Below are 23,067 nucleotides of genomic sequence, written 5' to 3'. Positions count from 1 at the left end.
TCTGCTTGCCCGCATTGATGAGGTCGGGGTCCGCCTCCCCCTCATGGGGGAAGGGCCCGATGCCGAGCAGGCCGTTTTCGGACTGCAAGGTCACGTCGACGCCCTCGGGCACATGGTTGGCGACCAGGGTCGGAATGCCGATGCCCAGATTGACGTAGAAGCCGTCCCGAAGCTCGCGCGCGGCGCGTGCCGCCATTTCGTCGCGGGTCCAGCTCATGCCGCATCCTCCCGCGCGCGGGTGGTCAGTTTCTCGATCCGCTTCTCGTTGATCGTCGAGCGCACGATCCGATCGACGAAGATGCCGGGCGTGTGGACGCAATCCGGGTCGATCTCCCCGGCTGCGACGATCTCCTCGACCTCCACCACCGTCACCTTGCCCGCGGTAGCCATGTTCGGGTTGAAGTTGCGCGCGGTCTTGCGGAACAGCAGATTGCCCGCGGGATCGGCCTTCCACGCCTTGATGATCGACAGGTCGGCGCGCAGCCAGGTTTCGCGGACATAATCCTGCCCCTCGAACGTCTCGACCGGCTTGCCCTCCGCGACCACGGTGCCGACGCCGGTCTTGGTGTAGAAGGCCGGGATGCCCGCGCCGCCCGCCCGGATGCGCTCGGCCAGCGTCCCTTGCGGGTTCAGTTCCAATTCCAGTTCGCCCGACAGATATTGTTGCTCGAACAGCTTGTTTTCGCCGACATAGCTGGAGATCATCCTACGGACCTGGCGGCTCTCCAGCAGCATCCACAGACCGAAGCCGTCCGCTCCCGCATTGTTGGAGATGACGGTCAGCCCCTTCACCCCGCTCGCCCGCAACTCCGGGATCAGGCTTTCGGGATTGCCCGACAGGCCGAAGCCGCCCGACATGATCGTCATCCCGTCGAACAGCAGCCCGTCGAGCGCTGCGGCGGGGGAGGGATAAATCTTGCTTTTCATATCGCTCCAGTCAGCCGAGGTCGCCACCGGCCACGGGAAGGACCGAGCCGGTGATGTAGGAAGCCTCGTCCGAGGCGAGGAAGAGAATGGGCGCGATCTGCTCGTCGAGCGTGGCATAGCGCCCCAGGAAGGTGGAGGTGGTGACCTGCTCCACCGCCTCGGCCATCCAGGCCTGTTCGCGGGCGTCGTCGCCATCCGGGTTGCGCGGGACGGTGCGCGGCGGGGCCTGTGTGCCGCCGGGCGCGGTCGCGACGACGCGGATGCCCTGGTCGCCATATTCCATCGCCAAGCTTTGGGTGAGGGCGTTGATCCCGCCCTTCGCCGCTGAATAAGGAACGCGCCGGATGCCGCGTGTCGCGTTGGAGGACACGTTGACGATCGTGCCGCCGCCCTGGCGCAGCATGACCGGCAGGACGGCGTGACAGCCCCAGAGCGTCGGCATTAACGAACGGCGGATTTCCGCCTCGATCTGCTCGGGCTCGAACGCGGCGAAAGGGCGCATCCGGATCGCGCCGCCGACATTGTTGACTAGGATGTCGATCCGGCCAAAGGCCGTCACCGCCGCCTCCATTGCGGCCTTTGCGCCGTCATGGGTTTCGAGATCGCAGACGAAGAACCCGGCCGTCCCGCCCGCTTCCTGCGCCACATCGGCGACGAAGTCGGCGCGGTCGACCAGCAGGACGGCGGCGCCCTCGGCGGCGGCGCGCAGTGCGACGCCGCGCCCGATGCCCTGGGCGGCCCCCGTCACCACCATCACCTTGTCGCGAAAGCGTCCGACGAAGGTCATGCCGCCACCGCAACCGGTGCTTCGCTGGGCGCGAATTTCTCGTAATGGAAATGTCGGGGCTCGACGCCCTTGTCGCGCAGGAAGACACGCACCGCCTCGACCATCGGCGGTGGCCCGCACAGATAGATGTCGCAATCGCCTGCGTTCAGATGCGCATCGGTCAGGTGATCGGTGACATAGCCCTTCAGCGGATGCGCGCTCTGTGGATCGGCGACGCACATGGTCCAGCTCAGCGAGGGGAGTCGCGCCGCCAGTGCCTCGATCCGTGCGATCTCGACCATGTCGCCGTCCCGGGTCACGCCATAGATCAGGTGGAGCGACTGGTCCGTGCCGGTGTCGGCCAGCACCTCCAGCATCGACAGGATCGGGGCGAGCCCGGTGCCGCCCGCCAGCAGGATCGTCGGCCGGTCGACCGCCCGCAGGAAGAAGCTGCCCTGCGGTCCCACGAAGCGCATGCGCGCACCGGGCCTGGCCATCGATGTCAGCCATCCGCTCATCAGCCCGCCCGGCATGTTGCGGATCAGGAAACTGGCCTCCGCCGCGCCGGGTTTGGAACTGAAGGAATAGGCGCGGTGCTGGTCCGTGCCGGGCACCGCCAGGTTCACATATTGGCCGGGCAGGAAGCCAAGGGCGGCCGGATCGTCCAGCCGCAGGATGAGGCGGATCGTGCTGTCGGATACCAGGTCCACTGCCGCCACCTCGCCTTCATGCACGGCGGGTTTCACCTTGCAGGCGGTGGAGGGGACCGGCACTGCGATGACGCAATCGGACGAGACGCGCATCTGGCAGGTCAGGACCAGTCGTTCTTCCGCCTCGTCGGCGGTCAGTGCGTCGTCGATATAATCGTCGCCCAAATCGTAATCGCCCTGCTCGCAGCGGCACTTGCAGGTGCCGCACACGCCGTCCGAACAGTCCATCGGCAGGTTGATCTTCTGGCGGAACGCGGCGTCCAGCACGGTCTCGCCAGGGTCGCAGGTGATGAAGCGCGTCGCCCCATCCTCGAAATTCAGTGCGATACGATGGCCCATGATATCCTCTCCGGGGCCGGGCGTCAGACGTGATAGACGTCGATCACCTGGCGGATATAGTCGTTCTTCAGCACGACCTTCTTGTGGGTGATGAGCGGCTGCGCCCCCGTCACGTCGATCGTGTAGAAGGACGTGCCGAAGAAGCTCAGCGTCTCGTTGTAGCGGTGGCTCAGCGTGTGCCAGTTGAACCGCACCTGCATCTGCCCGTCGGCTTCGCTCAGTATCTCGACATTCGAGACGGCGTGATTGGTGCGCGGTTCGGGCATGCTGGCCCCCGACCGCTCGGTCTTGATGCGGAAGACCCGGTCCTCCAGTCCGTCGCGATCGGGATAATAGATGAGCGATATCTCGCGCTGCGGGTCCTCGACGAGCATGTCGTCATCGTCCCAGGCGGGCATCCAGAAGACCGCGTGCGGGGCATAGCAGGCCAGCCACTCGTCCCATTGCCGGTCGTCGAGCAGGCGCGCCTCCCGGTAGAGGAAGGCGAGAAGCCCGTCGTAGGTCAGGCTCATGCCGCCACCTCCAGCCGGTCGACCGGCCTCAGGCTGACGCCGCCGTCCCCGCCGCCTTGGCGGTCGAGGGCGGCGATCAGCGTGCGCGCCCAATATTCATGCTGGCGGACGAACAACCCCTCGTCCTCGCTGCGCCCGCCGCTGAGCAGCGGTTCGAGACCCAGCGCGCGGGCATTGTCGTCCGGCCCGGCGATCCAGTGGGTCGCCCCGCGGCTCAGGTCGTTCCACAACTTGCCCGCGCCTTCATAGGCTGTCTGGCAGGAGCGGAATTCCTCCAGGTCGTCTGGCGTACCCATGCCGCTGACGTTGAAGAAATCCTCATATTGCCGGATGCGCAGCGCCCGGTCGGCGTCGCTCTCGCCCCTGGGTGCGAAGCAATAGATGGTCACTTCGGTGCGATCGACGGCGATCGGGCGGACGACGCGGATCTGGGTCGAGAACTGGTCCATCAGATAGACATTGGGATAGAGGCAAAGATTGCGGGTCTGATCGACGATCAGGGTCGCGCGTTTCTCGCCGACCCGCGCCGCCAGCGCCTCGCGATGCGCATAGATCGGGCGGACCTCGGGATTGAGCAGCCGTGTCCAGAGCAGGATATGGCCATGCTCGAACGCATAGACGCCGCCGACGCTCTTCGACCAGCCATCGGGGTCGACCGCCTTGATCGAGTCCTCCTTGCGGCGGCCGGTGGTCGCGGCATAGTTCCAGTGGACCGCGCTGACATGATAGCCATCGGCACCATTTTCGATCTGCAGCTTCCAGTTGCCGTCATAGATATAGGAGGAGTTGCCGCGCAGCACCTCCAGCCCTTCGGGGGCCTGGTCGACCATCTGGTCGATGATCAGGCGGGTCGAGCCGAGCCAGTCCTCCAGCGGCGGCACATCGGCGCTGAGGCTGCCGAACAGGAAGCCGCGATAATTCTCGAACCGGGCGACGCGGGTCAGGTCGTGCGACCCCTCGGTATTGAACCCGGCGGGATAATCGCCGGTCTTGCCGTCCTTGACCTTCAGCAGCTTGCCCGCATTGCTGAAGGTCCAGCCGTGGAACTGGCAGGTGAAGCTGCCCTTGTTGCCATGCTTGCGACGGCACAGCATCGCGCCGCGATGCGCGCAGGCGTTGATGACCGCGTTCAGCGTGCCGGTCTTGTCGCGGGTGATGATGATCGGCTGGCGACCGATATGGGTGGTGAAATAGTCGTTGTTCTCCGGGATCTGGCTCTCATGCGCCAGATAGACCCAGTTACCCTCGAAGATGTGCTGCATCTCCAGTTCGAACAGGTCGGGATCGGTGAAGATGTCCCGGCGGCACCGAAAGGCTCCGGTGGCGGGATCGTCGACCACGGCGGTAGCCAGGCGTTCGCGAAGGTCGGTCATGGCATGTCCTCCCGGGATCAGGCGACGGCCAGGCGGGCGCGGTGGGAGAAGGCTTCCTCCTCGGCATCGTCGGCGCGCTGCACCTGGAAGTCGAAGGCGATGTGCGCAGTGTCGCCCTGCCGGTTGGGTACCGGCAGCAGCCCCTCGCGGGTGCCGAAGGCGAAGTCGTCGGCGGCGAAGGGATCGTCGCCGAAATTGATCTGCGTGGTCAGCTGGCGATAGCCCGGCGCCTCGATGAAGAAATGGACATGGGCGGGGCGGTTGCCATGGCGGCCGAGCACCTGCATCAACTGGTCGGAGGCACCGCCGGGCGGTACGCTATAGCCGTTCGGCATCTTGGAATGGAATGCATAGCGGCCATCGTCGCCGAGCCGGATGCGGCGGCGGTTGTTGAACGGCGTCTGGTCATGGGTCGGGTCGAAGTGCGAGTAGAAGCCCTTCGAATTCGCATGCCAGACATGCAGGATCGCGTTCTTCACCGGCTCGCCGTCCGGCCCCATGACCCGTCCTGCCATGTAGAGCGTGCTGGTATCGTCGGGATCGTCGGTCAGATTGGCGTCGTTGTCGACCAGCGGCGCACCTTCGACATAGAGCGGTCCCTCGATGGTGCGGGGCGTGCCACCGCTCTTGCCCGCCTCGGCATCCTTGGCGTCCATGTAGAGGTCCAGGAAATGTTCGAGGCCGACGCCGGGCATCAACAACCCGAACTCGCCAGCGCCACGCTGAAGGAAGTTGACGGCGCCCCAGACCTCGTTCTCGCTGATGTCGTGCTTGACGATCAGCACCATCAGCGACTCCACCAGATCGCGCACGATCGCCTTCACGCGCGGATCGCCCTTGTCGGAGGCCGTGCCCGCGACGCGGTCGAGCAGGTCTTGGATGGCGGGGGTCTTCACGAAGCTGGTGTCCATCACACTCTCCTATATTCTGTCTGTCTGGCCGCTCGTCGGCGGTCTTGTCGTTCGGAACGTCAGCGGTCGTCGTCGTGGAGCGACGAGGGATGGCGGCACAAAGCCGTCACCCGGATCGTCATGAAGGGATAGAGCGGCAGGCTTATCAGGATGTCGTGCAGCTCGGCGTTGGAGCCGACATCGAAGATGCTGACATTGGCGTAGCGTCCGACCACCCGCCAGATATGCCTCCAGGTGCCCGCGCGTTGCAGGTCCTGGAACCGCGCCTTCTCGGCGGCCTTCAGTCGGGCGGCTTCCTCGACGTCAAAGCCGAGCGGGATATCGACGTCCATTTCGACTTGGAACAACATGGTTCAGCCTCTCCCCGCGACGACATGAAGGGTAGGGGAGCGACGGTCGCGGCGGTGGAAGGCGACACGATCCTCGTCCAGCGCGATGCCGAGGCCGGGGCCAGTCGGCACGCTCAGGTGAAAATCAGAATAGCGCAGCGGCTCGGCCAATATGTCCTGGGTCAACAGCAATGGCCCGAACAGTTCGGTTCCCCAGGCCAGCGAGGGCAGGGTGGCGAAGACATGCGCCGACGCGGCCGTTCCGACCCCGCCCTCCAGCATCGTGCCCCCATACAGCCCGACCCCGGCCGCCTGCGCGATCGTCGCCACCGCATGGGCCGGGATCAGGCCGCCGGACTGGGCGATCTTGACCGCGAAGACCCGCGCACCGCCGCACGCCGCGATGGCGAAGGCGTCGGTGGGGCCGTGCAGCGCTTCGTCGGCCATCAGCGGCACGACATGTTTGGCGGAGAGCCGGGCCATGGCGGCATGATCGTGCCGGGCGACCGGCTGTTCGACCAGATCGACGCCTGCGTCCTCGAGCAGCGTCATGCCGAGATCGGCCTGTGCCTCGCTCCAGTTCTGGTTGACGTCGACGCGCACGCTGCCCCGGTCGCCGACCGCGCGCTTGATCGCGGCGACATGGGCGACATCGTCGCGCACGTCGCGCTTGCCGATCTTGAGCTTGAAGATGTTGTGCCGCCGCTCGGCGAGGACCCGTTCGGCTTCCTCGATGTCGCGCGCCGTGTCGCCGCTCGCCAGCGTCCAGGCGACCGGCAGGCGATCCCGGACCGCGCCACCGCCGATCAGTGCGGATACAGGCACGCCCAGTCGCTTGCCCGTCATGTCGAGCAGCGCGGTTTCCACCGCGCATTTCGCGATATGGTTGCCGAACACGCTCTTGCCGATCCTGGCCATCGCGGCCCCGACCTGCGCCGCGTCACAGGTTTTGAGGACGGGGGCGATGTACGTGTCGATGGCGAGCTTGATGCCCTCGGGGCTCTCCTCGCCATAGCTGAGGCCGCCGATGGTCGTGCCTTCGCCGATCCCCTCGACGCCGTCCGCATCGCGGAGCCGGACCAGCACGATCGACTGGTGCTGCATGGTCGCCATGGCGAGCACGTGCGGCCGGATCGTCGGGATGTCGACGATATAGGTATCGACCTCGGCGATCGTGGCCATGCCCTCTTCCTATCCAGTTTCGTCCGAATTCCTCTTAAAACTATGCTTGCTGCTCTGGACGCGCAAAGATCATTATGGTCTTCTCGCGATACTCGGAGAGTATAAGTGTATGGACCTGCGTCAGCTTCGCTATTTCGTCACCGTCGCCGCAGAGCGGAATTTCAACCGTGCGGCCGAGCGGCTGCATATGGCGCAGCCACCGCTCAGCCGATCGATCCAGCAACTGGAGGCGGAGGTCGGTGCGACGCTGATCGACCGGACCAGCCGTCCGCTCGCGCTGACTCCCATGGGGCAGTTGTTCCACGATCAGGCGGTGCAGGTGCTGAGGCGGGTGGACGACATGCGGACGATGATGGACGCGGCGATCGCGACCGACCGGCGTCGGTTCACCATCGGTTTCGTTGCCTCCACCATCTATGCGCGTCTGCCCGCCCTGATCCGCGAGTTCCGGGCGGAGATGCCCGATGTCGAGCTGACACTGGTCGAAAGCCCGACGCTGGACCAGATCGCGGCGTTGAAGGAAGGGCGGATCGATATCGGTTTCGGCCGTATCCGTTTCGACGATCCGGCGGTCCGGCGCACCGTGCTTCGTCGCGAATCGCTGGTCGCGGCGGTGCCGATGGGAAGCCCTCTGGGGCCGGACGGCGCGCCGGTGTCGCTATCGGCCCTGACGCGCGAAAAGCTGGTTCTCTACCCCAGCGCATCGCGGCCCAGCTATGCCGATCAGGTCCTCTCGCTGTTCCACGACAATGGCTTGAGCCCGAACCTGATCGTCGAGGCACGCGAATTGCAGATCGCCATCGGCCTGGTCGCGGCGGAAGAAGGCGTGGCGGTGGTCCCGGAGTCGGTGCGCAAGGCGCGGACCGAGGATGTGCGCTATCTCGATCTGGTCGAACCTGCACATTCGCCGATCATCATGAGCCACCGGGTCGGCGACGTCTCGCCCGAACTGCGCGCTTTCCTGCGGATCATTGCCCGCAAATATACCGAGTGGGGCTATGGCGTGCCCGAAGCGCTGTTGGCGGATCACGAATAGCATGCGGTTGCCGTCGACATGCCGGCTCTGGAGAGGACGACAGGATGGACATAAGGCAGCTGCGCTACTTCGTGACCGTCGCGCAGGAAGGCAATTTCACCCGCGCCGCCGAGCGTCTGCACATCGCCCAACCGCCGCTCAGCCGCCAGATCCAGCAGATCGAGGAACGGGTCGGCGCGACCCTGATCGACCGCTCCACCAAGCCGCTGCGGCTGACGCCGATCGGCCACCTCGTCTATGATCAGGCGGTCAGCATCCTGGCGCGCATGGCCGACATGGATGCGATGATCGCGAAAGCCGTGGTCTCGCAGAAGCGGCGCTTCGCGATCGGCTTCGTCGCCTCCACCATCTATTCGCGCCTGCCCGCGATCATCCGCGCCTATCGGGAGGCGATGCCGTCGGTCGATCTGTCGCTGATCGAAGGGGGCACCCTGTCGCAGATCGCCGCGCTCAAGGACGGGCGGATTGATGTCGGCTTCGGGCGCATTCGCTTCGAGGACGACGCCGTGGCGCGCGTGGTGCTGCGCGAAGAGCCGCTGATCGTCGCGCTCCCGGCCATGCACCCGCTGGCGGCGGGCGGTCCGGTGTCGCTGGCGTCATTGGCGACCGACCCGCTGATCCTCTATCCCAATGCGCCGCGACCAAGCTATGCCGATCAGGTGGTCGGACATTTCCGCGACTTGGGGCTGACCCCCGCGATCGCCCATGAGGTCAGCGAGTTACAGATCGCGATCGGGCTGGTCGCGGCGGGGGAGGGGTTCTGCATCGTCCCCGCCTCGGTCCGCCGGTCGCGCGTCGACGGCGTCCGTTATCGCCAGCTTGTCGAGCCGGTCGCCTCGCCGATCATCATGAGCTTCCGGAAGGACGATCGCTCCCCCGAACTGAACGCCATGGCGGCGGTGATCCGCGAGCGATACGGCGCGTGGGATTATCCGGTCCCCGACGCGATCCTGCGCATGACCGAGCGGGGGGAGGCGGACTGAGCTAGGCCAACCTTTCGGGTATGGCGATCATATGGAGTTGGTGTTGGACGTGCGTGACGCGTCCCGACATTCTGCCCCCACGAAAGCGAAATCGCTTCGGGAAAAGTCGCACGACAGATCGCGACGGCAGATGGAGGGGAAGCGCAAAATGGCTTCAATACCATATAGATATGCGCCGGGAGCGCGAAAGGGCGCGGCGTTCGCCGGTCTCGCCGGATTGTGCCTGATGTTACCGACATTGGCGCAGGCCCAGCAGTCGACGGACGGCAAGGAGCGGCGCTTCTATGTCCGCCTCGGCGCGGCCCGTATCATGTTCGACGAAAAGGCCGATGTGAAGCTCGCAGGGCAACCGCTGACGGGCGCGAACGCGACCGCCTCGAACAATAACGGCATCAGCCTCGACATCGGCTATTTCCTGACCCCCAACGTGTCGGTCGCTGCAACCGTCGGCGTGCCGCCGACTAGCACGCTGACTGCATCGGGGACGCTGGCGGGCGCGGGCACGCTGGGCAAGGTGACCTATGGTCCCGGCCTCTACACCTTGCGCTATCACTTCGGGCGTTCGGGTGGGGTGCGGCCCTATATCGGCGGCGGCCTGAACTGGACGATCATCTTCAAGACCGAAGACGGCGTGCTGAAGGACTTCCGCACCAGCAGCACTTTAGGCCCCGCGATCACGGGCGGCATCGACGTGCCCCTCAACGAGCGGATCGGGGTGTTCGGTGCGGTGAGCAAGGTCTGGACCAGCACCAACGCCCGCTTCCGGCTCGATACGCCGAACGGCCTCGTGCCGGGTACGGCGCGCGTCCAGCTCAATCCCCTCATCGCGCAGGTCGGCCTGCAATATCGCTTCTGATCCCCTCGGTTCGAACAGGAAGACATGTCATGACCGTCACCGATATCATCCTGATCCACGGCGCCTGGAACCGCGGCGCCTGTTACGACGCGGTCGTTCCGCTTCTCGAAGCGCGGGGCTACCGGGTTCACGCGCCTGATCTGACCGGTCACACACCCGGCGATGGCGGCCATTTGTCGGTCGTCGACATGGAACATTACACCCGCCCCGTCGCCGACATCCTGGCACGGGCCGAGGGCCAGTCGATCCTGCTCGGGCACAGCATGGGCGGATCGTCCATTTCGTGGCTGGCGCAGCACCATGCCGACAAGGTGGCTGGGCTGATCTACCTCACCGCCTTCCTGACCGCGCCGGGCGTGACGCCGGAAACCTTCGTGATGCCGGGTGAACCCCATCGCGGCACGCCGCATGCGCTGGACCTGGTCCAGCCGGTCGACGAGGGGCGCGGGCTGCAGGCGGACTTCACGCGGCTGGAGCGTTTCCGCGAGGTCTTCATGGGCGATTATCCCGGCGAAGGGATGCCGCCTGCCGAGCAATTCATCCAGACCCAGACGACCGTGCCCTTCGGTACGCCCAATCCAATGGACGGCCCCGCGCTGGCGATCCCGCGCCTCTATATCGAGGCGCTGGACGATGTCGCGATTCCGATCGCGGTGCAGCGGCAGATGCAGCAGGAGTTCCCCGGCCCGGTCACGGTCGTGTCGCTCCCGGCCAGCCATGCTCCCTATTATTCGATGCCCGAGCAGCTGACCGAAGCGATCGCCGATTTTGCCGATGCACCGGCCGAATATCGCCAGACGGCGACGGCCGCGTAAGGACGACGGAGACTATCCATGAAGATCGCGATCATTGGTGCCGGTATCGGCGGACTTACCCTCGCGCTGGCGCTTCGAGCGCGGGGGATCGAGGCGACGCTGTACGAACAGGCGGCGGAACTGAGCGAGATCGGCGCGGCGGTGGCCTTGTCGGCCAATGCCACCCGTGAGTTGCAGAGGCTGGGCCTGATCGACCAGCTCCAGCGGACGGGTGTCGAGCCGACCGAACTCATCTACCGCGATGGCCGATCGGGTGATCGCCTGGCGTCCCATGCGGTGCGCAAGGGCGGTGCCTATCGCGATCGGTTTGGCGCGCCCTATCTGGGCATCCACCGTGCCGACCTGCAGACGACGCTGGGCCGCGCGGTCGGGGCCGAGCATATCCACCTGTCCCACCGGCTGGAGCGGATAGAGCCTATGGGCGAGGGGGTGTCGCTCCATTTCGCCGGGCGCGATCCCGTCGCCGCCGATATCGTGGTGGGTGCCGATGGCGTTCGCTCCATCACCCGGCAATGGGTCGGCGGCCAGCCGCTGCGCTATTCCGGGACCAGCGCGTTTCGCGGCATCGTGCCGGTCGAGCGGCTGGATGCCTTGCCCGATCCCCAGGCCATCCAGTTCTGGATCGGTCAGGACGCCCATCTGCTGCATTATGCGATCGGCAGCGATGGCGGTCACGTCAATTTCTTCGCGGTGGTGGAGGGTCCCACCGCCTGGCCCGATCGCGGCGGTACGATGCCGATCGAGCCCGGTGAGGCGGTGGCGGCCTTTGCCGACTGGCATCCGGCCGTCCGCCAGATGGTCGCGGCGGGGGATGTCGAGCGGCGCTGGGGCCTGTTCGTCGCCCCGCCGCTTCGCCACTGGCATCGCGGGCCGGTCGTCCTGATCGGCGACGCCGTCCATGCGATGCTGCCGCATCACGGGCAGGGCGCGAATACGACGATCGAGGATGCCATTACCTTGGCGACGATGCTCGACGGTCTGACGTCGTCCAACCGCGATGCGCGCTTTGCCGCCTATCAGAAGGAGCGGGCCCTTCGCACCCGCCTCATCCAGCGCAGCTCATGGGATGCCAATCGTGCGCTCCATACCGATGCCGGCCTGCCCGATGCGACCCGGCATCGCGCCATGCACCGCTTCCCTGAACGCTATGGCTGGATCCACAAATTCGATGCGTCCGCGCGATTGTCGGGTATTTCCCGCGCCGGTTTCGTGAGCCCCTGATCTCGCACGACCGGCCCATGGAGCCTGTGTGCGGCCCATCCAACGCGCGTGCCCGCCATGTGTCCTATGCCATACCGCGAATGCGCGGGTTGAATCGTTCGAAAAAATGCGCGACTAGTCACGAAACAAAATAGCGGGATTCACCCGCCAGGCATACGAGTGCGAACGCACCACGGGGCCGTAGAATGGGAGAGGGTCCTATGTCTGCGGTCTATCCACTATCGTCGTGCATTGAATGGCAGTTTGCCGAAGCCGGTACGCTCGACGCGCGTCTGCGCGCGGCCAAGGCGGCCGGGTTCGAACTGGCCGAATTCCACCTTTGGCGTGACAAGCCGATCGAGGCGCTTGCGACGGCCCTTTCCGACACCGGGATGCGCCTGACCAGCCTGTGCGTCGATCCGCGCCGTTCGATCGTCGATCCTGCGGAACGTGAAGAGATGGTCACCGCCGTTCGGGAAACCATCTCGGCCACCGCCGATCTCGGCAAGCCCGCGCTGATCGTCGCCTCGGGCTTCCGTGTCGACGGCATGAGCGAGGCGGAGCATTTCGACAATGCCGTGGCCGCCCTGCGCGCCGCCGCCGATCTGGCTGAGGAAGCAGGCGTCATGCTTCTGCTCGAGCCGCTCAACACCCGGCTTTTCGCGACCATGTATCTGGTCAGCACCACGCTAGGCCTGGATCTGGTCGAGGCGGTGGGCAGTCCGAACCTGCGGCTGTTGTACGATGTCTGGCATAGCGCGGTGATGGGCGAGGACATGCGCGAGGTCCTGGCCGGGCGTATCGATCTGGTTGCCCATGTTCAGGTCGCCGACATGCCCGACCGCAACGAACCCGGGACCGGAAGCCTAGACTGGAGCAGGGTAAGGCAGACCCTGCGCGACCTCGGCTATGCGGGTGCCATCGGGCTGGAGTATTTTCCGACGCTGCCGATGGAGCAATCTCTCGCCCTTTCGCAAAAGGCGCTGGCCGACTGACGCCCACTCTCTGCTCCCTGTCCTGAACGGGTCATCGCCATGAAAAAAAGTGAGTTGGGCTTCGTCGAGCGGGTCAGTTACGGCTTCGGCGACATGGGAACCAGCCTGGCCTATAATATGGCCAGCGGTTTCCTGCTGTTCTATTACACGAACATTATCGGCCTGCCCGCCGCAGCGGTCGGCACGGTGTTTCTGGTCGCGCGGTTGATGGATGCCGTGATCGACGTTCTGGTCGGTATCGCGGTCGACAAGACGCGCACGCGCTGGGGGCGTACCCGCGTCTATTTCCTCGTCACGGCGATACCCTATGCGCTGTTGACGGTCGCGGTGTTCTCGATGCCCGCCTGGAGCCAAGGTGCTCAGCTCGTCTACGCCTTCGTCACGTTCAAGGCGCTGGGCATCGTCATGTCGCTTCAGGCCATTCCCTATACCGCGCTGATGCCGATGATGACGCTGGACGCCAAGGAGCGGCTGCGGCTTTCGGGGTTGCGTTCGATCGGGACCGCGACCGGCGTGGTCCTTGGGACGGCCGCCGTCATGCCGTTGGTCGGCGTGCTGGGCGGGGGCGATCAACGACTCGGCTTCACGCTTGTGGCCGTGCTGTTCGCGGTCGTGGGGCTGGCCTGCACGCTGGCGCTTTTCCGCAATTGCAAGGAGCGTTACGAGGATGACGCCCAGCCCGGCTTCGCCATCCTGCCCGCGATCGGCGAGATGATGCGCAACCGGGCGTGGCTGGTCGTCTTCTTCCATTGCCTGCTTTATTTCGCGCGTTTCGGCATGATGATGGCGGCCACGGCATATTTCGCCATCGACGTGATGGGACGCCCCTGGATGATCTCGGTCATGCTGCCCGCGGTCGCCGGGATGCTGCTCCTGTCCGCCTTCGTCGCGCCGGCGATTCTGGCGCGAACGGGGTTGCGCAACGGCACGGCGGCCGCGCTGGCGATCGCGGCGCTGTTCTTCGGCGCGCTGCCCTTCGTACAGGACCATGTGCCGCTGTTCCTGGGGCTCTATGTCGCGGGTTGCCTGGCGACGTCGATCACCATCACCTCGACCTATGCGATGATCGCCGAGACGGTGAATTATCACGAGGCCCGGTTCGGAGCGCGTCGCGAAGGGCTTTTGTCGGCGGGCATCAGCCTGTCCACGAAGCTGGGCATGGCGCTGGGTACGGCCGGTTTCGCCTATGTGCTGGGCGCGTTCCACTATGCGCCGGGCCATGTCACGGCTGAGGCGCGCGAGGCGATCCGCTGGACCTATAGCGGTGGTGCGGTGGCGGTGCTGATCATCCAGACGCTGGTCGTCCTTTGCTGGCCCAGGATCGCGCGGCCCAGGCCCTGAACTCCCCCATTCGATGTCGCGTCGCGACGCGATCACCCAATATGATGGAAGCCACCATGAACAAAGATGCGATCGCCATAAGTCTGGATCTGATCAATCGTCACTATCAGGAGCCGAACCGCAATCGGTATGAAGGCAAATATTTCTGGGAAGAGCTGTATCCGCTGATCCGTGCGAGCGGCTTTCGTGGGATCGAAATCCCCTATGAGCCGGTCTGGCAGTTCGGCGGGCGCAGCGGCGTTCCGATGAACCGATATTGCATCAACACCAAATATGGCAGCGCCACGGCTTATCGCGAGGTGCTGCGACAGAGCGGCATAGACCGGGTGACCGGCGTGACCTTCGATCCCAATCTGTTCATGCGGAACGACAATCTGGGTTTCTTCTTCGGTGCCAGCGGCCATTTCGCAGGCGAGGCGCTGGCCCATGCCGCCGATCTGGGGGCGGATTACTTCGCGATCAGCCCGTCCGCCTATTACGGACGCATGGCGCATTATCACCCCGATCTGGAATCCAGTATGGATGACGTGGTCGGGCGGGAAACCGAACTGCTGGGTGGCCTGGCTGCCAAGGCCGCGGAGGCGGGCGTCGATCTGGTGCTCCGCAACGAGTTCTGGAGCCTGTTCCGCGGCGAGCGCGTTCTGACCTTGCTAGGCGCGCTGCCGGACAGCGTGAAGCTCGACGTCGATACGGCCACGCTGACCATCGCCGGTATCGCGCCCGCCGACTTCATCGCCGCGCATGTCGGCCGGATCGGCTGTGTTCACCTGACCGATACCGACTTCGTCGACACAACCCACAATTGGAAAAGCCCCAACCCGGAATTTCCGGCCGAGCGCGCCACCCAGGTCTTTCGCGATCCCGGAACCGGATCGGTGGACCTGACCGGTATCGTCCAGCTTCTCGATCGCCTTGGCTATGACGGACCGGTCGTCTGCAGCGCCCGTCAGACCCGCGATCCGTTCCGCGCCCTGCTACGCATCCGCGCCTTCCTCAATCAGCTTCCGAACTAAGCCGGACGGAGATTCCAGCCATGCCCAATATCCGCTACGCCAATATGAGCCATTGGAAGGCGATCCCCTATCGGCAGATCGAGAACTTCCGCGACTTCTATTATGAAGACAGGACGAACACCGCCTATTATTCCGACTGGGATACGATCCTGAAATACCAGTCGGCGCTCGGTTTCGACGGTATCGAGATCGCGCCCTGGGACTTGGCCGACATCCTGCCGCTGTTCGGCTCGCCCGAGGAATTCTCGGCCTTCGCCAAGGATCGCGGGGTCGAGGTCATCGGGATGTTCCATGGGGCCCATGCCTCCCACGCCGCCGACCATTTCGACGAGGCCGTGCGTGCCGGGCGGGAAGCCGTGGACACGATCGTCCGCTTCGGTGGCACCTATATGAACACCTGTCCCACCGACAATTATTATGGGAACGGCCCGCTGTCGCGCGAAGCGGTCCAGCAATGCGCCAGGACGATCAACGAGATCGGCCGCTACGCAACCGATCGCGGCGTCAGGATCGGTCTGCACAACGAGTTCTTCTGTGCCATCAATCTGCCGAACCACCGGGAATTCATCGAAAGCACCGATCCGAAGCTGGTCCACTATTGCATCGACACGGCGCAGGTCGCGATCATGGGGGAGGACCTGCTGACCTTCTACAGCGACTATCACGACCGTATCAGCACGTTCCACCTCAAGGATACGGCATCGGTTCGCCAGCCCGATGCCGTGCGCTATGCTCAGGACCCCGAGATCACCGATGACGGAACGCGCTGGTTCTGGGAACCCGGCCTAGGCGAGCTGGACCTGAAGGGACTCTATCGCCTGTTGAAGCAGCACCAGTTCAAGGGCTGGATGTCGGTCGAATATGACGGGTCGCCCGACCTGTTGGCGTCCATGGCGCTGACGCGCTATCATCTCGATAAGGAATTGCGGCCGATCTACGATTGAGGGCAGGGGCGCCCCTCAATCGAACAGCCGTTCCGGCAGGCGGGTCAGCAGAAGCGCGATGGCCAGCAGATCCGCCGCCACCGCCAATGTCGCGATCAGGAAGGCGGTCACGGGTGGCCTGTGGTCACCCGTCATCGAGAAATAGATGGTAGCGATGAGGGCGGTGCCCATCGCACCGCCGATCTGCTGCATCGTCTTGTGCATGGCGCCCGCGACACCGGCATGGTTGCGATCGACCCGCGACAGGGTGATCGGCCCCAGCGGTCCGCTCAGCGTACCCATTCCGATCCCCGCCATCAGCAACAGCGCGCCGATGACGACGCCCGGCAGCGCCACATGCACCGCCAGGCCGGTCGCCGCACAGCCCAGCGCCATCAGCATCGCGCCCATGATCGGCACGCGACGCCCATGGACGGGAAGCGCCTTGCGTCCGATCTGACTGATCCCGGCCATCACCCCCAGCCCGAACGGCATGTGCAGCAGCGCGACATCGAACGGGCTATATCCCAGCCCCTGTTGCAGCGTGACGCTGAAGGTCAGCAGGAAGCCACCCGAGGCGACCGCGAAGGCCCCCGTCGCGGCCAGTCCGATCCGAAAGCTGCGGTCCCGGAACAGCGATGGTTCGATCAGCGCCGACCCCAGCCTGGCGCGGCGTGACCGTTCGTAGCGCCAGAACACCCACCACAGACCGGCACTCGCCAGCACCAGCACCCCCATCCACCACGGCCATCCCGCACTGCGTCCTTCGATCAGCGGCAGCAGCAGCGTGCCGAGTGCGGCGAACAACAGCAACGATCCCGGCGCGTCGATGCGCAGGGCATGACCCGAACGGCCCGGCGGCAACAGCATTCGTCCCGCGACCAGCGCGAGCAGGCCGAAGGGCAGGTTGATCAGGAATACGCTGCGCCAACCGAGACCGAGCGGGTTGAGCTGAATGAGCAAGCCGCCGAGCATCGGCCCGCCGATCGCCGCCAGTCCGCCGATCACGCCAAAGGCCGCCAACCGGCCGATCCGCTCGCTGGGGGAATAGAGAAGCTGGATCAGCGCCACGCCTTGCGGCGCCATGATCGCCGCCGCCGCTCCCTGCGCCAGACGCGCGATGGCGAGCGTCGTGGCATCCGACGCCAGTCCACAGGCCGACGACGCGATCGAGAAGACGGTCACGCCGATGGTGAACATCCGGGCATAACCGAACAGGTCGCCCAGCCGCCCACCCACGACAAGCACCACGGCAAAGCTGAGGAAATAGCCGGAGACCACCCATTGCATCGCCCGGTCCGAGGCGCCGAGGCCCTGCTGGATCGCGGGCAGCGCGGTGTTGACGATCGTCGAATCGGCCACGTCCATGATGAAGGCGAGAAGGATGGTGGCAAACGCCAGCGCCCTTTGCCGCTCGCTCAAGCCATCCGAAACCGCGCGTGTCGCCACCTTGATGATCCTTGCTTGACAGGGTGGCACGTCATGGCGATACCACGTATCAGAATGCAAGTTCTAATTAAGCCGTAGCAGCGGCGAATCGATTGGGAGAGAAGCCGATGGCCATCACGCCAGAAAGCCCCGAGATGCGCCGACCCGGCATCGGTCAGGGCATTACCGTCATCACCGCCGGCTTTCTGCCGATCCTGGCCATCGCCTCGCTGTTTCCGGCGGTGCCGTCGATCATCGACCATTTCTCGGCCGATCCTTCCGCATCGTGGAAGGTGCCGGCGATGGTGTCCGCACCGGGGCTGACCATCGCCGTGGTCGCGCTGTTCGCAGGGATATTGGTCGATCGCTTCGGTCGGCGCAGGCTGATGCTGGTCGCCACCCTGCTCTATGCGGTGTTCGGCGCGGCGCCCTTTTTCCTCGACAGCCTCGACGCGATCTACGCCTCGCGGCTGCTGCTGGGCGTATCGGAGGCCGTCATCCTGACCACGCTCAATACGCTGATCGGCGATTATTGGGATGAGAAGGGGCGGCGCAACTGGCTGACGATGCAGGGGCTCGCCGGGCCGTTCCTGGCCAGCGGGGTGATCCTGGCATCGGGCTTCCTGACGGGGCTGCGCTGGAACGGCATCTTCCTGATCTATCTGGTCGCCTTTCCGATCTTCATCGCGGCGGTGAAATTCCTCTACGAACCGCAGAGCGATGCGACCGCGCGCAAGATGCTGGGGATCGGCCAGGACCCCGCCCGCACGCCGTTTCCGATGGCATCGGTCGCCATGATCGGCGGCGTGACGCTGTTCGCCTCGGCGCTCTACTATGTCTTCATCATCAACGGCGGCATGGCGTTTCGCGAGGTCGGTATCCAGTCGTCGCAGGAACTGAGCAAGCTGACCTTCATCCCCAGCCTGTTCGTGATGCTGGGTTCCGCGATCTTCTGGGCCACGGGGCGTGCGCGTCCGGTGGTGCAACTCGGCATCTTCCTGGCGCTGATCGGCGGCGGGCTGGCGACGATCGGGCTGGCGCCGGATTGGCGTTGGATGATCGCCGGGCTTGTCGTTCAGCAGACCGGGGCGGGCATGGCGGTGCCGACGCTGATCGCCTGGGCCCAGACCAAATTGCCCTTTGAACATCGGGGGCGCGGTATGGGTGTCTGGACCGCCTGCTTCTTCTTCGGGCAATTCTCCAGTCCGTTCCTGGTGTCGATGTTCCGCACCCAACTGGGTGCGATGCAGGCGGCGTTCCTCATCATGGGCGCGGCCGGGGTCGTCGGCGCGGTCGCGGCCTTCCTTATCGCGGTGTCGCGGCGTGACAGCGGCACGGCCGCCGTCGCGGCGGCGGCCTGATCCCAACCTCTCTGTTCAGGACCATAATCATGACGATCAAGCGAGGCGTCAGCCTCTACAGCTATCAGAACGAGACCTTCCTCGGCAAAATGACGCTGGAGGATTGCATCCGCACCTCCGTCGAATTCGGCGCCAACGGCATCGAGGTAATCGGCGAGCAGACCTTCTGGGGCTGGCCGGAGGCTGGCGTCGCCGAGGACAGGATCGCCGAGTGGCATCACCTGATCGGCAAATATGACGCGGTGCCGGTCTGCCACGACTTCATGCTGGACTATAAGCGTTACAAGGGCCGCGAAATGCCCTTCGACGAACAGGTCGCCAGCGTGAAGAACGACATCGACTTCGGGGCGCGGCTGGGTGTCCGATATGTCCGCGCGCTCGTGTCGATCGCCCCGGAGGTACTGGTCGCGGCCGCCCCCCATGCCGAGGAAAGGGGCATCAAGATCCTGATCGAGGTCCATGCGCCGCTGCACTTCGACCATCCCTGGATCGTCCGCCATGCCGAGGCCTTTGAAAAGTCGGGCAGCGATGCGCTGGGCTTCCTGCCCGACATGGGCATGTTCCTGTCCAAATTCCCGCCCGTGTGGAAGGATCGCTTCATCCGCAATGGCGTCCCGCCGCATATCGCCGACTATATCACCAAGGCTTATGAGGACCGCGTCCTCAGCGAATATGTGATCCTGAACGTGCGTGAGATGGGCGGGGTCGGACCCGCGATCGCCATGGCCGAAACGCTGCGCCACAATGCGGCGTATGAGCCGAAGCGCATGCTCGACTATATGCACCGCATCCATAATGTGCACGGCAAATTCTATCAGATGGACGAGGATCTGGTCGAACCCTGCATCCCCTATGACGCCATCGTCGCGGTGCTGAAGCGCGGCAATTACGACGGTTATATCTGCTCGGAATATGAGGGCAATCGCTGGATCGAGGATGCGCACGAGGTCGACTCGGTCGAGCAGGTCCGCCGCCATCAGGCGATGCTGAAGCGACTGATCGCCGCGCCCGCCACCGACACACTCGCCGCCTGAGGGAAACGACCGATGTTCGACAACAAGATGATTGTGGAAGACAGCCTGAAGGCGACCGACACCGGGTTCAGCATCGAGGCGCGGCTGCCCTATTATCGGGGGCTCGGCCTGTCGATGATCGAGAATGTGGCGATCAGCATCGACGGCGAAGCGGTCCCGCGCGAGGATATCACCCTGTCGCTACGTGGTCGGACCTGGACGCTGGACGAGATGGAAAGCGAATATGGTGACCGTTGGAATTTCGGCGAGAAGGCGCTGGTGGGCGTAAAGCGGGCGGGTGGACTCGCCCCCGGCGAGCACCGGATCGAACTGGCCGAGACGATGCGGATTTCCTATCTTCCGTTCGTCCCGACGACCAGGGACGCCAAGGTGCTGACGCTGCGCTGATCGGCATACTTGGCCAAGGAATGGGGCGGTTCCCGAACGGGAAGCCGCCCCTTTTCATGGGCAGGCAGTACCAAGCAGATTCCTCTGCGAAACTCCCGCTCCACCATCCCGGCGAAAGCCGGGATTCCGTTGCGGGACGATTGTAAGTTACTCTAATTGCTACCCAACTGGACCCAGGCCTCCGCCGGGGTGGGACATGTCCTTGGGCGATGTTCCGACTTTCGCAGAGGAATCCAGGAAGAAGGGGACAGCCCGTGTGCAAGAGGCTGCCCCCTGAGGCTTCATGGCAGAGGAATCGCGGTCAGATCGCGCCTTCCTTCAGCATCGATACGGCATTGGCACAGGCCCGCGCCGTCAGCGCCATATAGGTCAGCGAGGGATTCTGGCAGGCCGAGGACGACATTTGTGCGCCGTCGGTGACGAAAAGATTGGGCACGTCATGCGCTTGGCTCCATTTGTTGAGCACGCTGGTCTTCGGATCGTGTCCCATGCGCGCGCCGCCCATTTCATGAATGGCGGAGCCGCCGGGATTGGGCGTATCCATGCCCATGATGACGTGCCCACCGGCGGCGGTCAGCATCGCGGCGGCCTCCGCCTTGGCATCGGCCAGTGCGGCATGTTCCTCCGCCCCATGTGCGAAGTTGATGCGCAGGGCAGGGAGGCCCGCAGAGTCCCGGATCGTCGGGTCCAGGGTGATCCGGTTGCTGGCGCGCGGCATGGAATCGGCAAAGGCAACCAGCACCATCCGCCACATGCCGGGTTCGCGCAGGCTGTCCTTATAGTCCTTGCCCACACCGGCGGTGCGCTTGCCCGCCGTCCAGGCGGCACGGAAGGCCCCGCCCTGGTACGAGAAACCGCGTGTGTGCCCCTTGCCGTCGATCGTATCCAGGTTGCGGAAGCGCGGGATGACCACCCCGGTCGGGCGGTTGCCGAAATAGCTGTGCTTCTCGAACCCCGGCATGATCGCGATCCCGGCGACCGTCTGGGCATGGTCCATGATATGGGTGCCCAGCACACCGCTGGAATTGGCCAGGCCGCGGGGATTGGCCTCGTTCGCCGAGCGGAGCAGCACGCCGACGCTGTTGAACGACCCGGCATTCAGGAAGACGATCCGCGCCTGGGCACGCTGGCGCGTTCCGTCCTTGGTGTTGATGAAGCGCACGCCGGTCGCGCGGCCGGTCGCCGGGTCCTGCTCGACCGCCTCGACCACCGCGTCGGTGACCAGCGTCAGATTGCCGGTCTTCTGCGCGGCGGGCAGCGTCGAACTCTGCGTCGAGAAATAGGCGCCGTAGGAGCAGCCGCGCGCGCAGATCGAACGATATTGGCACGCCGCCCGCCCCTGGTCGGGTTTGGCCTCGGTCAGATTGGCGTTACGCCCGATGGTCAGGCGACGGCCCGGCCATTGCCGACCGATCACCTCGCGCGTGTGCTGCTCGACGGCGTTCAGCGCCATGGGCGGCAGGAAGCGCCCATCGGGAAGCTGCGGCAGCCCCTCCGCCATGCCCGCGACGCCGATGAACTCCTCGACCTTGTCGTACCACGGGGCCAGATCGGCGTAACGGATCGGCCAGTCGGTGCCATGGCCATCGCGGCGATTGGCATCGAAGTCATAGTCCGACCACCGATAGCATTGCCGCCCCCAGGTCAGCGACCGCCCGCCGAGCTGATAGCTGCGCCACCAGTTGAACTCGGTCTCGCCTTCCGTCGTATAGGGGTTTTCACGGTCGTTGACGAAATGGTCCTGGGTGAACTCGGTGAAGTGCCGGTTCTTGCGCTGGACGGCATAGTCCTTGTCATAGAGTTCGGCGTCACCGACCCCGCGAAACTCGAGATCCCAGGGTGCCAGCGTCTCCCGGCTATAGCCGCTGCCATGCTCGATCATCGGCCCGCGCTCGATCATCAGCACCTTCAGCCCGGCCTCGGTCAATTCCTTGGCGGCGAGTCCGCCGGTGATGCCCGAGCCCACGACGATCGCGTCGAAAACAGGATTTTGTGCCATTAGCTGAACTCCACGGCGGTCCAGTCGCTCGACCAGGCGCGGCTTCCGGGCGTGTAGGGGATGTCGGCGTCCCATCGACCGGGGACGAGTTCATATTGCAACTCGCGCGAGCCGCCGACTTCGGAGGTGTAATAGGCGGTGAGGATCAGGCCTTTCAGCTTGCGCCAGGGGGATTCGACCGCGTCCGGCCCCCCCTCGGCAAAGGCGGCCTTGTCGACCGCCGCGACCGCTGCCTCGCGCGCTTCGGGCGCGGCGTTCAGATAGTCGCCATGCGTCGCGGCATCCAGTTGCCATTCCAGCCAGCCCAGATAGTCCAGGCTGCCGTCCCGGCGCTGATGACGCGACAGGGTGACGGGCAGGGCGGCTCCGGCCGCAGGGGCGCGGGTGCCGTCCAGGCCATGGTCCAGCGCCAGGATGACGAAATCATGCGCGCCGATCTCGCCCGCGCCGGGGGTTGTGGTGCGGGGCAGGACGCGGTGGCTTGCGTCGCGTAGCACCGCGCGTTGTCGGTCGGTGACGACATCCGCCGTGTCGGTCCATCGGACGGCAGCGGCGGGGATGCCCACCACCATGGCGAACAGCGCCGCCCCTCCCAGTATCTCGCGTCGAGCCAAGCCCGTTTCGGCCATCACGTGCCACATCCTCGC

General features: G+C 65.1%; 24 protein-coding genes. 12 read left to right on the top strand and 12 right to left on the bottom strand.

Annotation, left to right across the window (positions count from 1 at the left end; translation table 11 throughout):
• The 9 genes from SM191_RS14625 to SM191_RS14585 form a co-directional block, all read right to left on the bottom strand.
• On the bottom strand, positions 1 to 217 hold a 217-nt coding region (locus SM191_RS14625), incomplete at its 3' end, for a CoA-transferase (protein WP_341506847.1).
• Positions 214 to 927, bottom strand: coding sequence for a CoA transferase subunit A (locus SM191_RS14620; protein WP_341506846.1), 714 nt, complete (start codon positions 925 to 927; stop codon positions 214 to 216). The genes SM191_RS14625 and SM191_RS14620, both read right to left, overlap by 4 nt.
• A 10-nt stretch (positions 928 to 937) precedes the next feature.
• Entirely contained in the window at positions 938 to 1,714 is a 777-nt protein-coding gene (benD, locus tag SM191_RS14615) for a benzoate diol dehydrogenase BenD (protein ID WP_307002049.1), read from the bottom strand.
• Positions 1,711 to 2,742 carry a benzoate 1,2-dioxygenase electron transfer component BenC gene (benC, locus tag SM191_RS14610; RefSeq protein ID WP_341506845.1) on the bottom strand — a complete coding sequence of 344 codons (1,032 nt, stop codon included), beginning with the start codon at positions 2,740 to 2,742 and terminating at the stop codon, positions 1,711 to 1,713. The genes benD and benC overlap by 4 nt, the downstream gene beginning before the upstream one ends.
• Positions 2,743 to 2,765: 23 nt before the next feature.
• Positions 2,766 to 3,254: a benzoate 1,2-dioxygenase small subunit gene (gene benB / locus SM191_RS14605; RefSeq protein ID WP_341506844.1), complete on the bottom strand. Its 489-nt coding sequence runs from the start codon at positions 3,252 to 3,254 to the stop codon at positions 2,766 to 2,768.
• Entirely contained in the window at positions 3,251 to 4,627 is a 1,377-nt protein-coding gene (locus tag SM191_RS14600) for a Rieske 2Fe-2S domain-containing protein (RefSeq protein ID WP_341506843.1), read from the bottom strand. The genes benB and SM191_RS14600 overlap by 4 nt, the downstream gene beginning before the upstream one ends.
• A 17-nt stretch (positions 4,628 to 4,644) precedes the next feature.
• Complete coding sequence (locus SM191_RS14595; protein WP_341506842.1) at positions 4,645 to 5,538, bottom strand: dioxygenase family protein; 894 nt, start codon at positions 5,536 to 5,538, stop codon at positions 4,645 to 4,647.
• A gap of 59 nt (positions 5,539 to 5,597) precedes the next feature.
• Complete coding sequence (gene catC, locus SM191_RS14590; protein WP_341506841.1) at positions 5,598 to 5,888, bottom strand: muconolactone Delta-isomerase; 291 nt, start codon at positions 5,886 to 5,888, stop codon at positions 5,598 to 5,600.
• Between the two features lie 3 nt (positions 5,889 to 5,891).
• Positions 5,892 to 7,049, bottom strand: coding sequence for a muconate/chloromuconate family cycloisomerase (locus tag SM191_RS14585; RefSeq protein WP_341506840.1), 1,158 nt, complete (start codon positions 7,047 to 7,049; stop codon positions 5,892 to 5,894).
• A gap of 109 nt (positions 7,050 to 7,158) precedes the next feature.
• On the opposite strand from SM191_RS14585, the gene SM191_RS14580 reads away from it, so the two are divergent.
• From SM191_RS14580 to SM191_RS14540, 9 genes are all read left to right on the top strand, one after another.
• Positions 7,159 to 8,085 (top strand): LysR family transcriptional regulator, encoded by a 927-nt coding sequence (locus SM191_RS14580; RefSeq protein WP_341506839.1) that lies wholly within the window; start codon positions 7,159 to 7,161, stop codon positions 8,083 to 8,085.
• A 44-nt stretch (positions 8,086 to 8,129) separates the two neighbouring features.
• The gene (locus tag SM191_RS14575; RefSeq protein ID WP_341506838.1) at positions 8,130 to 9,068 is read left to right on the top strand and encodes a LysR family transcriptional regulator; all 939 of its coding nucleotides are present in this window, start codon (positions 8,130 to 8,132) and stop codon (positions 9,066 to 9,068) included.
• A gap of 226 nt (positions 9,069 to 9,294) precedes the next feature.
• Complete coding sequence (locus SM191_RS14570; RefSeq protein WP_341506837.1) at positions 9,295 to 9,924, top strand: OmpW/AlkL family protein; 630 nt, start codon at positions 9,295 to 9,297, stop codon at positions 9,922 to 9,924.
• Positions 9,925 to 9,953: 29 nt separating this feature from the next.
• Positions 9,954 to 10,739, top strand: coding sequence for an alpha/beta fold hydrolase (locus tag SM191_RS14565; protein WP_341506836.1), 786 nt, complete (start codon positions 9,954 to 9,956; stop codon positions 10,737 to 10,739).
• Positions 10,740 to 10,757: 18 nt separating this feature from the next.
• Entirely contained in the window at positions 10,758 to 11,960 is a 1,203-nt protein-coding gene (locus SM191_RS14560) for an FAD-dependent monooxygenase (protein ID WP_341506835.1), read from the top strand.
• Between the two features lie 200 nt (positions 11,961 to 12,160).
• Positions 12,161 to 12,934 carry a TIM barrel protein gene (locus SM191_RS14555; RefSeq protein WP_341506834.1) on the top strand — a complete coding sequence of 258 codons (774 nt, stop codon included), beginning with the start codon at positions 12,161 to 12,163 and terminating at the stop codon, positions 12,932 to 12,934.
• A 39-nt stretch (positions 12,935 to 12,973) separates the two neighbouring features.
• Complete coding sequence (locus SM191_RS14550) at positions 12,974 to 14,275, top strand: MFS transporter (RefSeq protein ID WP_341506833.1); 1,302 nt, start codon at positions 12,974 to 12,976, stop codon at positions 14,273 to 14,275.
• Between the two features lie 56 nt (positions 14,276 to 14,331).
• The gene (locus tag SM191_RS14545; protein ID WP_341506832.1) at positions 14,332 to 15,288 is read left to right on the top strand and encodes a sugar phosphate isomerase/epimerase family protein; all 957 of its coding nucleotides are present in this window, start codon (positions 14,332 to 14,334) and stop codon (positions 15,286 to 15,288) included.
• 20 nt (positions 15,289 to 15,308) lie between these two features.
• A complete protein-coding gene (locus SM191_RS14540) occupies positions 15,309 to 16,232 on the top strand; it encodes a sugar phosphate isomerase/epimerase family protein (protein ID WP_341506831.1) in 924 nt (307 codons plus the stop codon).
• A gap of 15 nt (positions 16,233 to 16,247) precedes the next feature.
• Here SM191_RS14540 and SM191_RS14535 read toward each other — a convergent pair whose 3' ends face one another.
• Positions 16,248 to 17,660, bottom strand: coding sequence for an MFS transporter (locus SM191_RS14535; RefSeq protein WP_341506830.1), 1,413 nt, complete (start codon positions 17,658 to 17,660; stop codon positions 16,248 to 16,250).
• 107 nt (positions 17,661 to 17,767) lie between these two features.
• On the opposite strand from SM191_RS14535, the gene SM191_RS14530 reads away from it, so the two are divergent.
• The 3 genes from SM191_RS14530 to SM191_RS14520 are packed head-to-tail and all read left to right on the top strand — an operon-like array spanning position 17,768 to position 20,421.
• On the top strand, positions 17,768 to 19,000 hold the full coding sequence (locus SM191_RS14530; protein ID WP_341506829.1) for an MFS transporter: 1,233 nt from the start codon (positions 17,768 to 17,770) through the stop codon (positions 18,998 to 19,000).
• A gap of 23 nt (positions 19,001 to 19,023) precedes the next feature.
• On the top strand, positions 19,024 to 20,034 hold the full coding sequence (locus SM191_RS14525; protein ID WP_341506848.1) for a sugar phosphate isomerase/epimerase family protein: 1,011 nt from the start codon (positions 19,024 to 19,026) through the stop codon (positions 20,032 to 20,034).
• Between the two features lie 12 nt (positions 20,035 to 20,046).
• The gene (locus SM191_RS14520; RefSeq protein ID WP_341506828.1) at positions 20,047 to 20,421 is read left to right on the top strand and encodes a C-glycoside deglycosidase beta subunit domain-containing protein; all 375 of its coding nucleotides are present in this window, start codon (positions 20,047 to 20,049) and stop codon (positions 20,419 to 20,421) included.
• A gap of 301 nt (positions 20,422 to 20,722) precedes the next feature.
• On the opposite strand, the gene SM191_RS14515 is transcribed toward SM191_RS14520, so the two are convergent.
• A complete protein-coding gene (locus SM191_RS14515; protein ID WP_341506827.1) occupies positions 20,723 to 22,420 on the bottom strand; it encodes a GMC family oxidoreductase in 1,698 nt (565 codons plus the stop codon).
• Positions 22,420 to 23,049 (bottom strand): gluconate 2-dehydrogenase subunit 3 family protein, encoded by a 630-nt coding sequence (locus SM191_RS14510; protein ID WP_307003261.1) that lies wholly within the window; start codon positions 23,047 to 23,049, stop codon positions 22,420 to 22,422. Before SM191_RS14510 ends, SM191_RS14515 begins: the two co-directional genes overlap by 1 nt.
• Between the last annotated feature and the right edge of the window lie 18 nt (positions 23,050 to 23,067).

This window comes from Sphingomonas sp. 2378 (assembly GCF_038084995.1).
Taxonomy (GTDB): Bacteria; Pseudomonadota; Alphaproteobacteria; order Sphingomonadales; family Sphingomonadaceae; genus Sphingomonas.
Note: the sequence above shows the minus strand (reverse complement) of the source record. Positions and strands in the feature narration are given on the sequence as shown.

Excerpts from the sequence above, each read along its gene's own strand:
- SM191_RS14620 (WP_341506846.1), bottom strand. The coding sequence starts at position 927 with ATGAAAAGCAAGATTTATCCCTCCCCCGCCGCAGCGCTCGACGGGCTG.
- benD (WP_307002049.1), bottom strand. The coding sequence starts at position 1,714 with ATGACCTTCGTCGGACGCTTTCGCGACAAGGTGATGGTGGTGACGGGG.
- benC (WP_341506845.1), bottom strand. The coding sequence starts at position 2,742 with ATGGGCCATCGTATCGCACTGAATTTCGAGGATGGGGCGACGCGCTTC.
- benB (WP_341506844.1), bottom strand. The coding sequence starts at position 3,254 with ATGAGCCTGACCTACGACGGGCTTCTCGCCTTCCTCTACCGGGAGGCG.
- SM191_RS14600 (WP_341506843.1), bottom strand. The coding sequence starts at position 4,627 with ATGACCGACCTTCGCGAACGCCTGGCTACCGCCGTGGTCGACGATCCC.
- SM191_RS14595 (WP_341506842.1), bottom strand. The coding sequence starts at position 5,538 with ATGGACACCAGCTTCGTGAAGACCCCCGCCATCCAAGACCTGCTCGAC.
- catC (WP_341506841.1), bottom strand. The coding sequence starts at position 5,888 with ATGTTGTTCCAAGTCGAAATGGACGTCGATATCCCGCTCGGCTTTGAC.
- SM191_RS14585 (WP_341506840.1), bottom strand. The coding sequence starts at position 7,049 with ATGGCCACGATCGCCGAGGTCGATACCTATATCGTCGACATCCCGACG.
- SM191_RS14580 (WP_341506839.1), top strand. The coding sequence starts at position 7,159 with ATGGACCTGCGTCAGCTTCGCTATTTCGTCACCGTCGCCGCAGAGCGG.
- SM191_RS14575 (WP_341506838.1), top strand. The coding sequence starts at position 8,130 with ATGGACATAAGGCAGCTGCGCTACTTCGTGACCGTCGCGCAGGAAGGC.
- SM191_RS14570 (WP_341506837.1), top strand. The coding sequence starts at position 9,295 with ATGTTACCGACATTGGCGCAGGCCCAGCAGTCGACGGACGGCAAGGAG.
- SM191_RS14565 (WP_341506836.1), top strand. The coding sequence starts at position 9,954 with ATGACCGTCACCGATATCATCCTGATCCACGGCGCCTGGAACCGCGGC.
- SM191_RS14560 (WP_341506835.1), top strand. The coding sequence starts at position 10,758 with ATGAAGATCGCGATCATTGGTGCCGGTATCGGCGGACTTACCCTCGCG.
- SM191_RS14555 (WP_341506834.1), top strand. The coding sequence starts at position 12,161 with ATGTCTGCGGTCTATCCACTATCGTCGTGCATTGAATGGCAGTTTGCC.
- SM191_RS14550 (WP_341506833.1), top strand. The coding sequence starts at position 12,974 with ATGAAAAAAAGTGAGTTGGGCTTCGTCGAGCGGGTCAGTTACGGCTTC.
- SM191_RS14545 (WP_341506832.1), top strand. The coding sequence starts at position 14,332 with ATGAACAAAGATGCGATCGCCATAAGTCTGGATCTGATCAATCGTCAC.
- SM191_RS14540 (WP_341506831.1), top strand. The coding sequence starts at position 15,309 with ATGCCCAATATCCGCTACGCCAATATGAGCCATTGGAAGGCGATCCCC.
- SM191_RS14530 (WP_341506829.1), top strand. The coding sequence starts at position 17,768 with ATGGCCATCACGCCAGAAAGCCCCGAGATGCGCCGACCCGGCATCGGT.
- SM191_RS14520 (WP_341506828.1), top strand. The coding sequence starts at position 20,047 with ATGTTCGACAACAAGATGATTGTGGAAGACAGCCTGAAGGCGACCGAC.
- SM191_RS14515 (WP_341506827.1), bottom strand. The coding sequence starts at position 22,420 with ATGGCACAAAATCCTGTTTTCGACGCGATCGTCGTGGGCTCGGGCATC.
- SM191_RS14510 (WP_307003261.1), bottom strand. The coding sequence starts at position 23,049 with ATGGCCGAAACGGGCTTGGCTCGACGCGAGATACTGGGAGGGGCGGCG.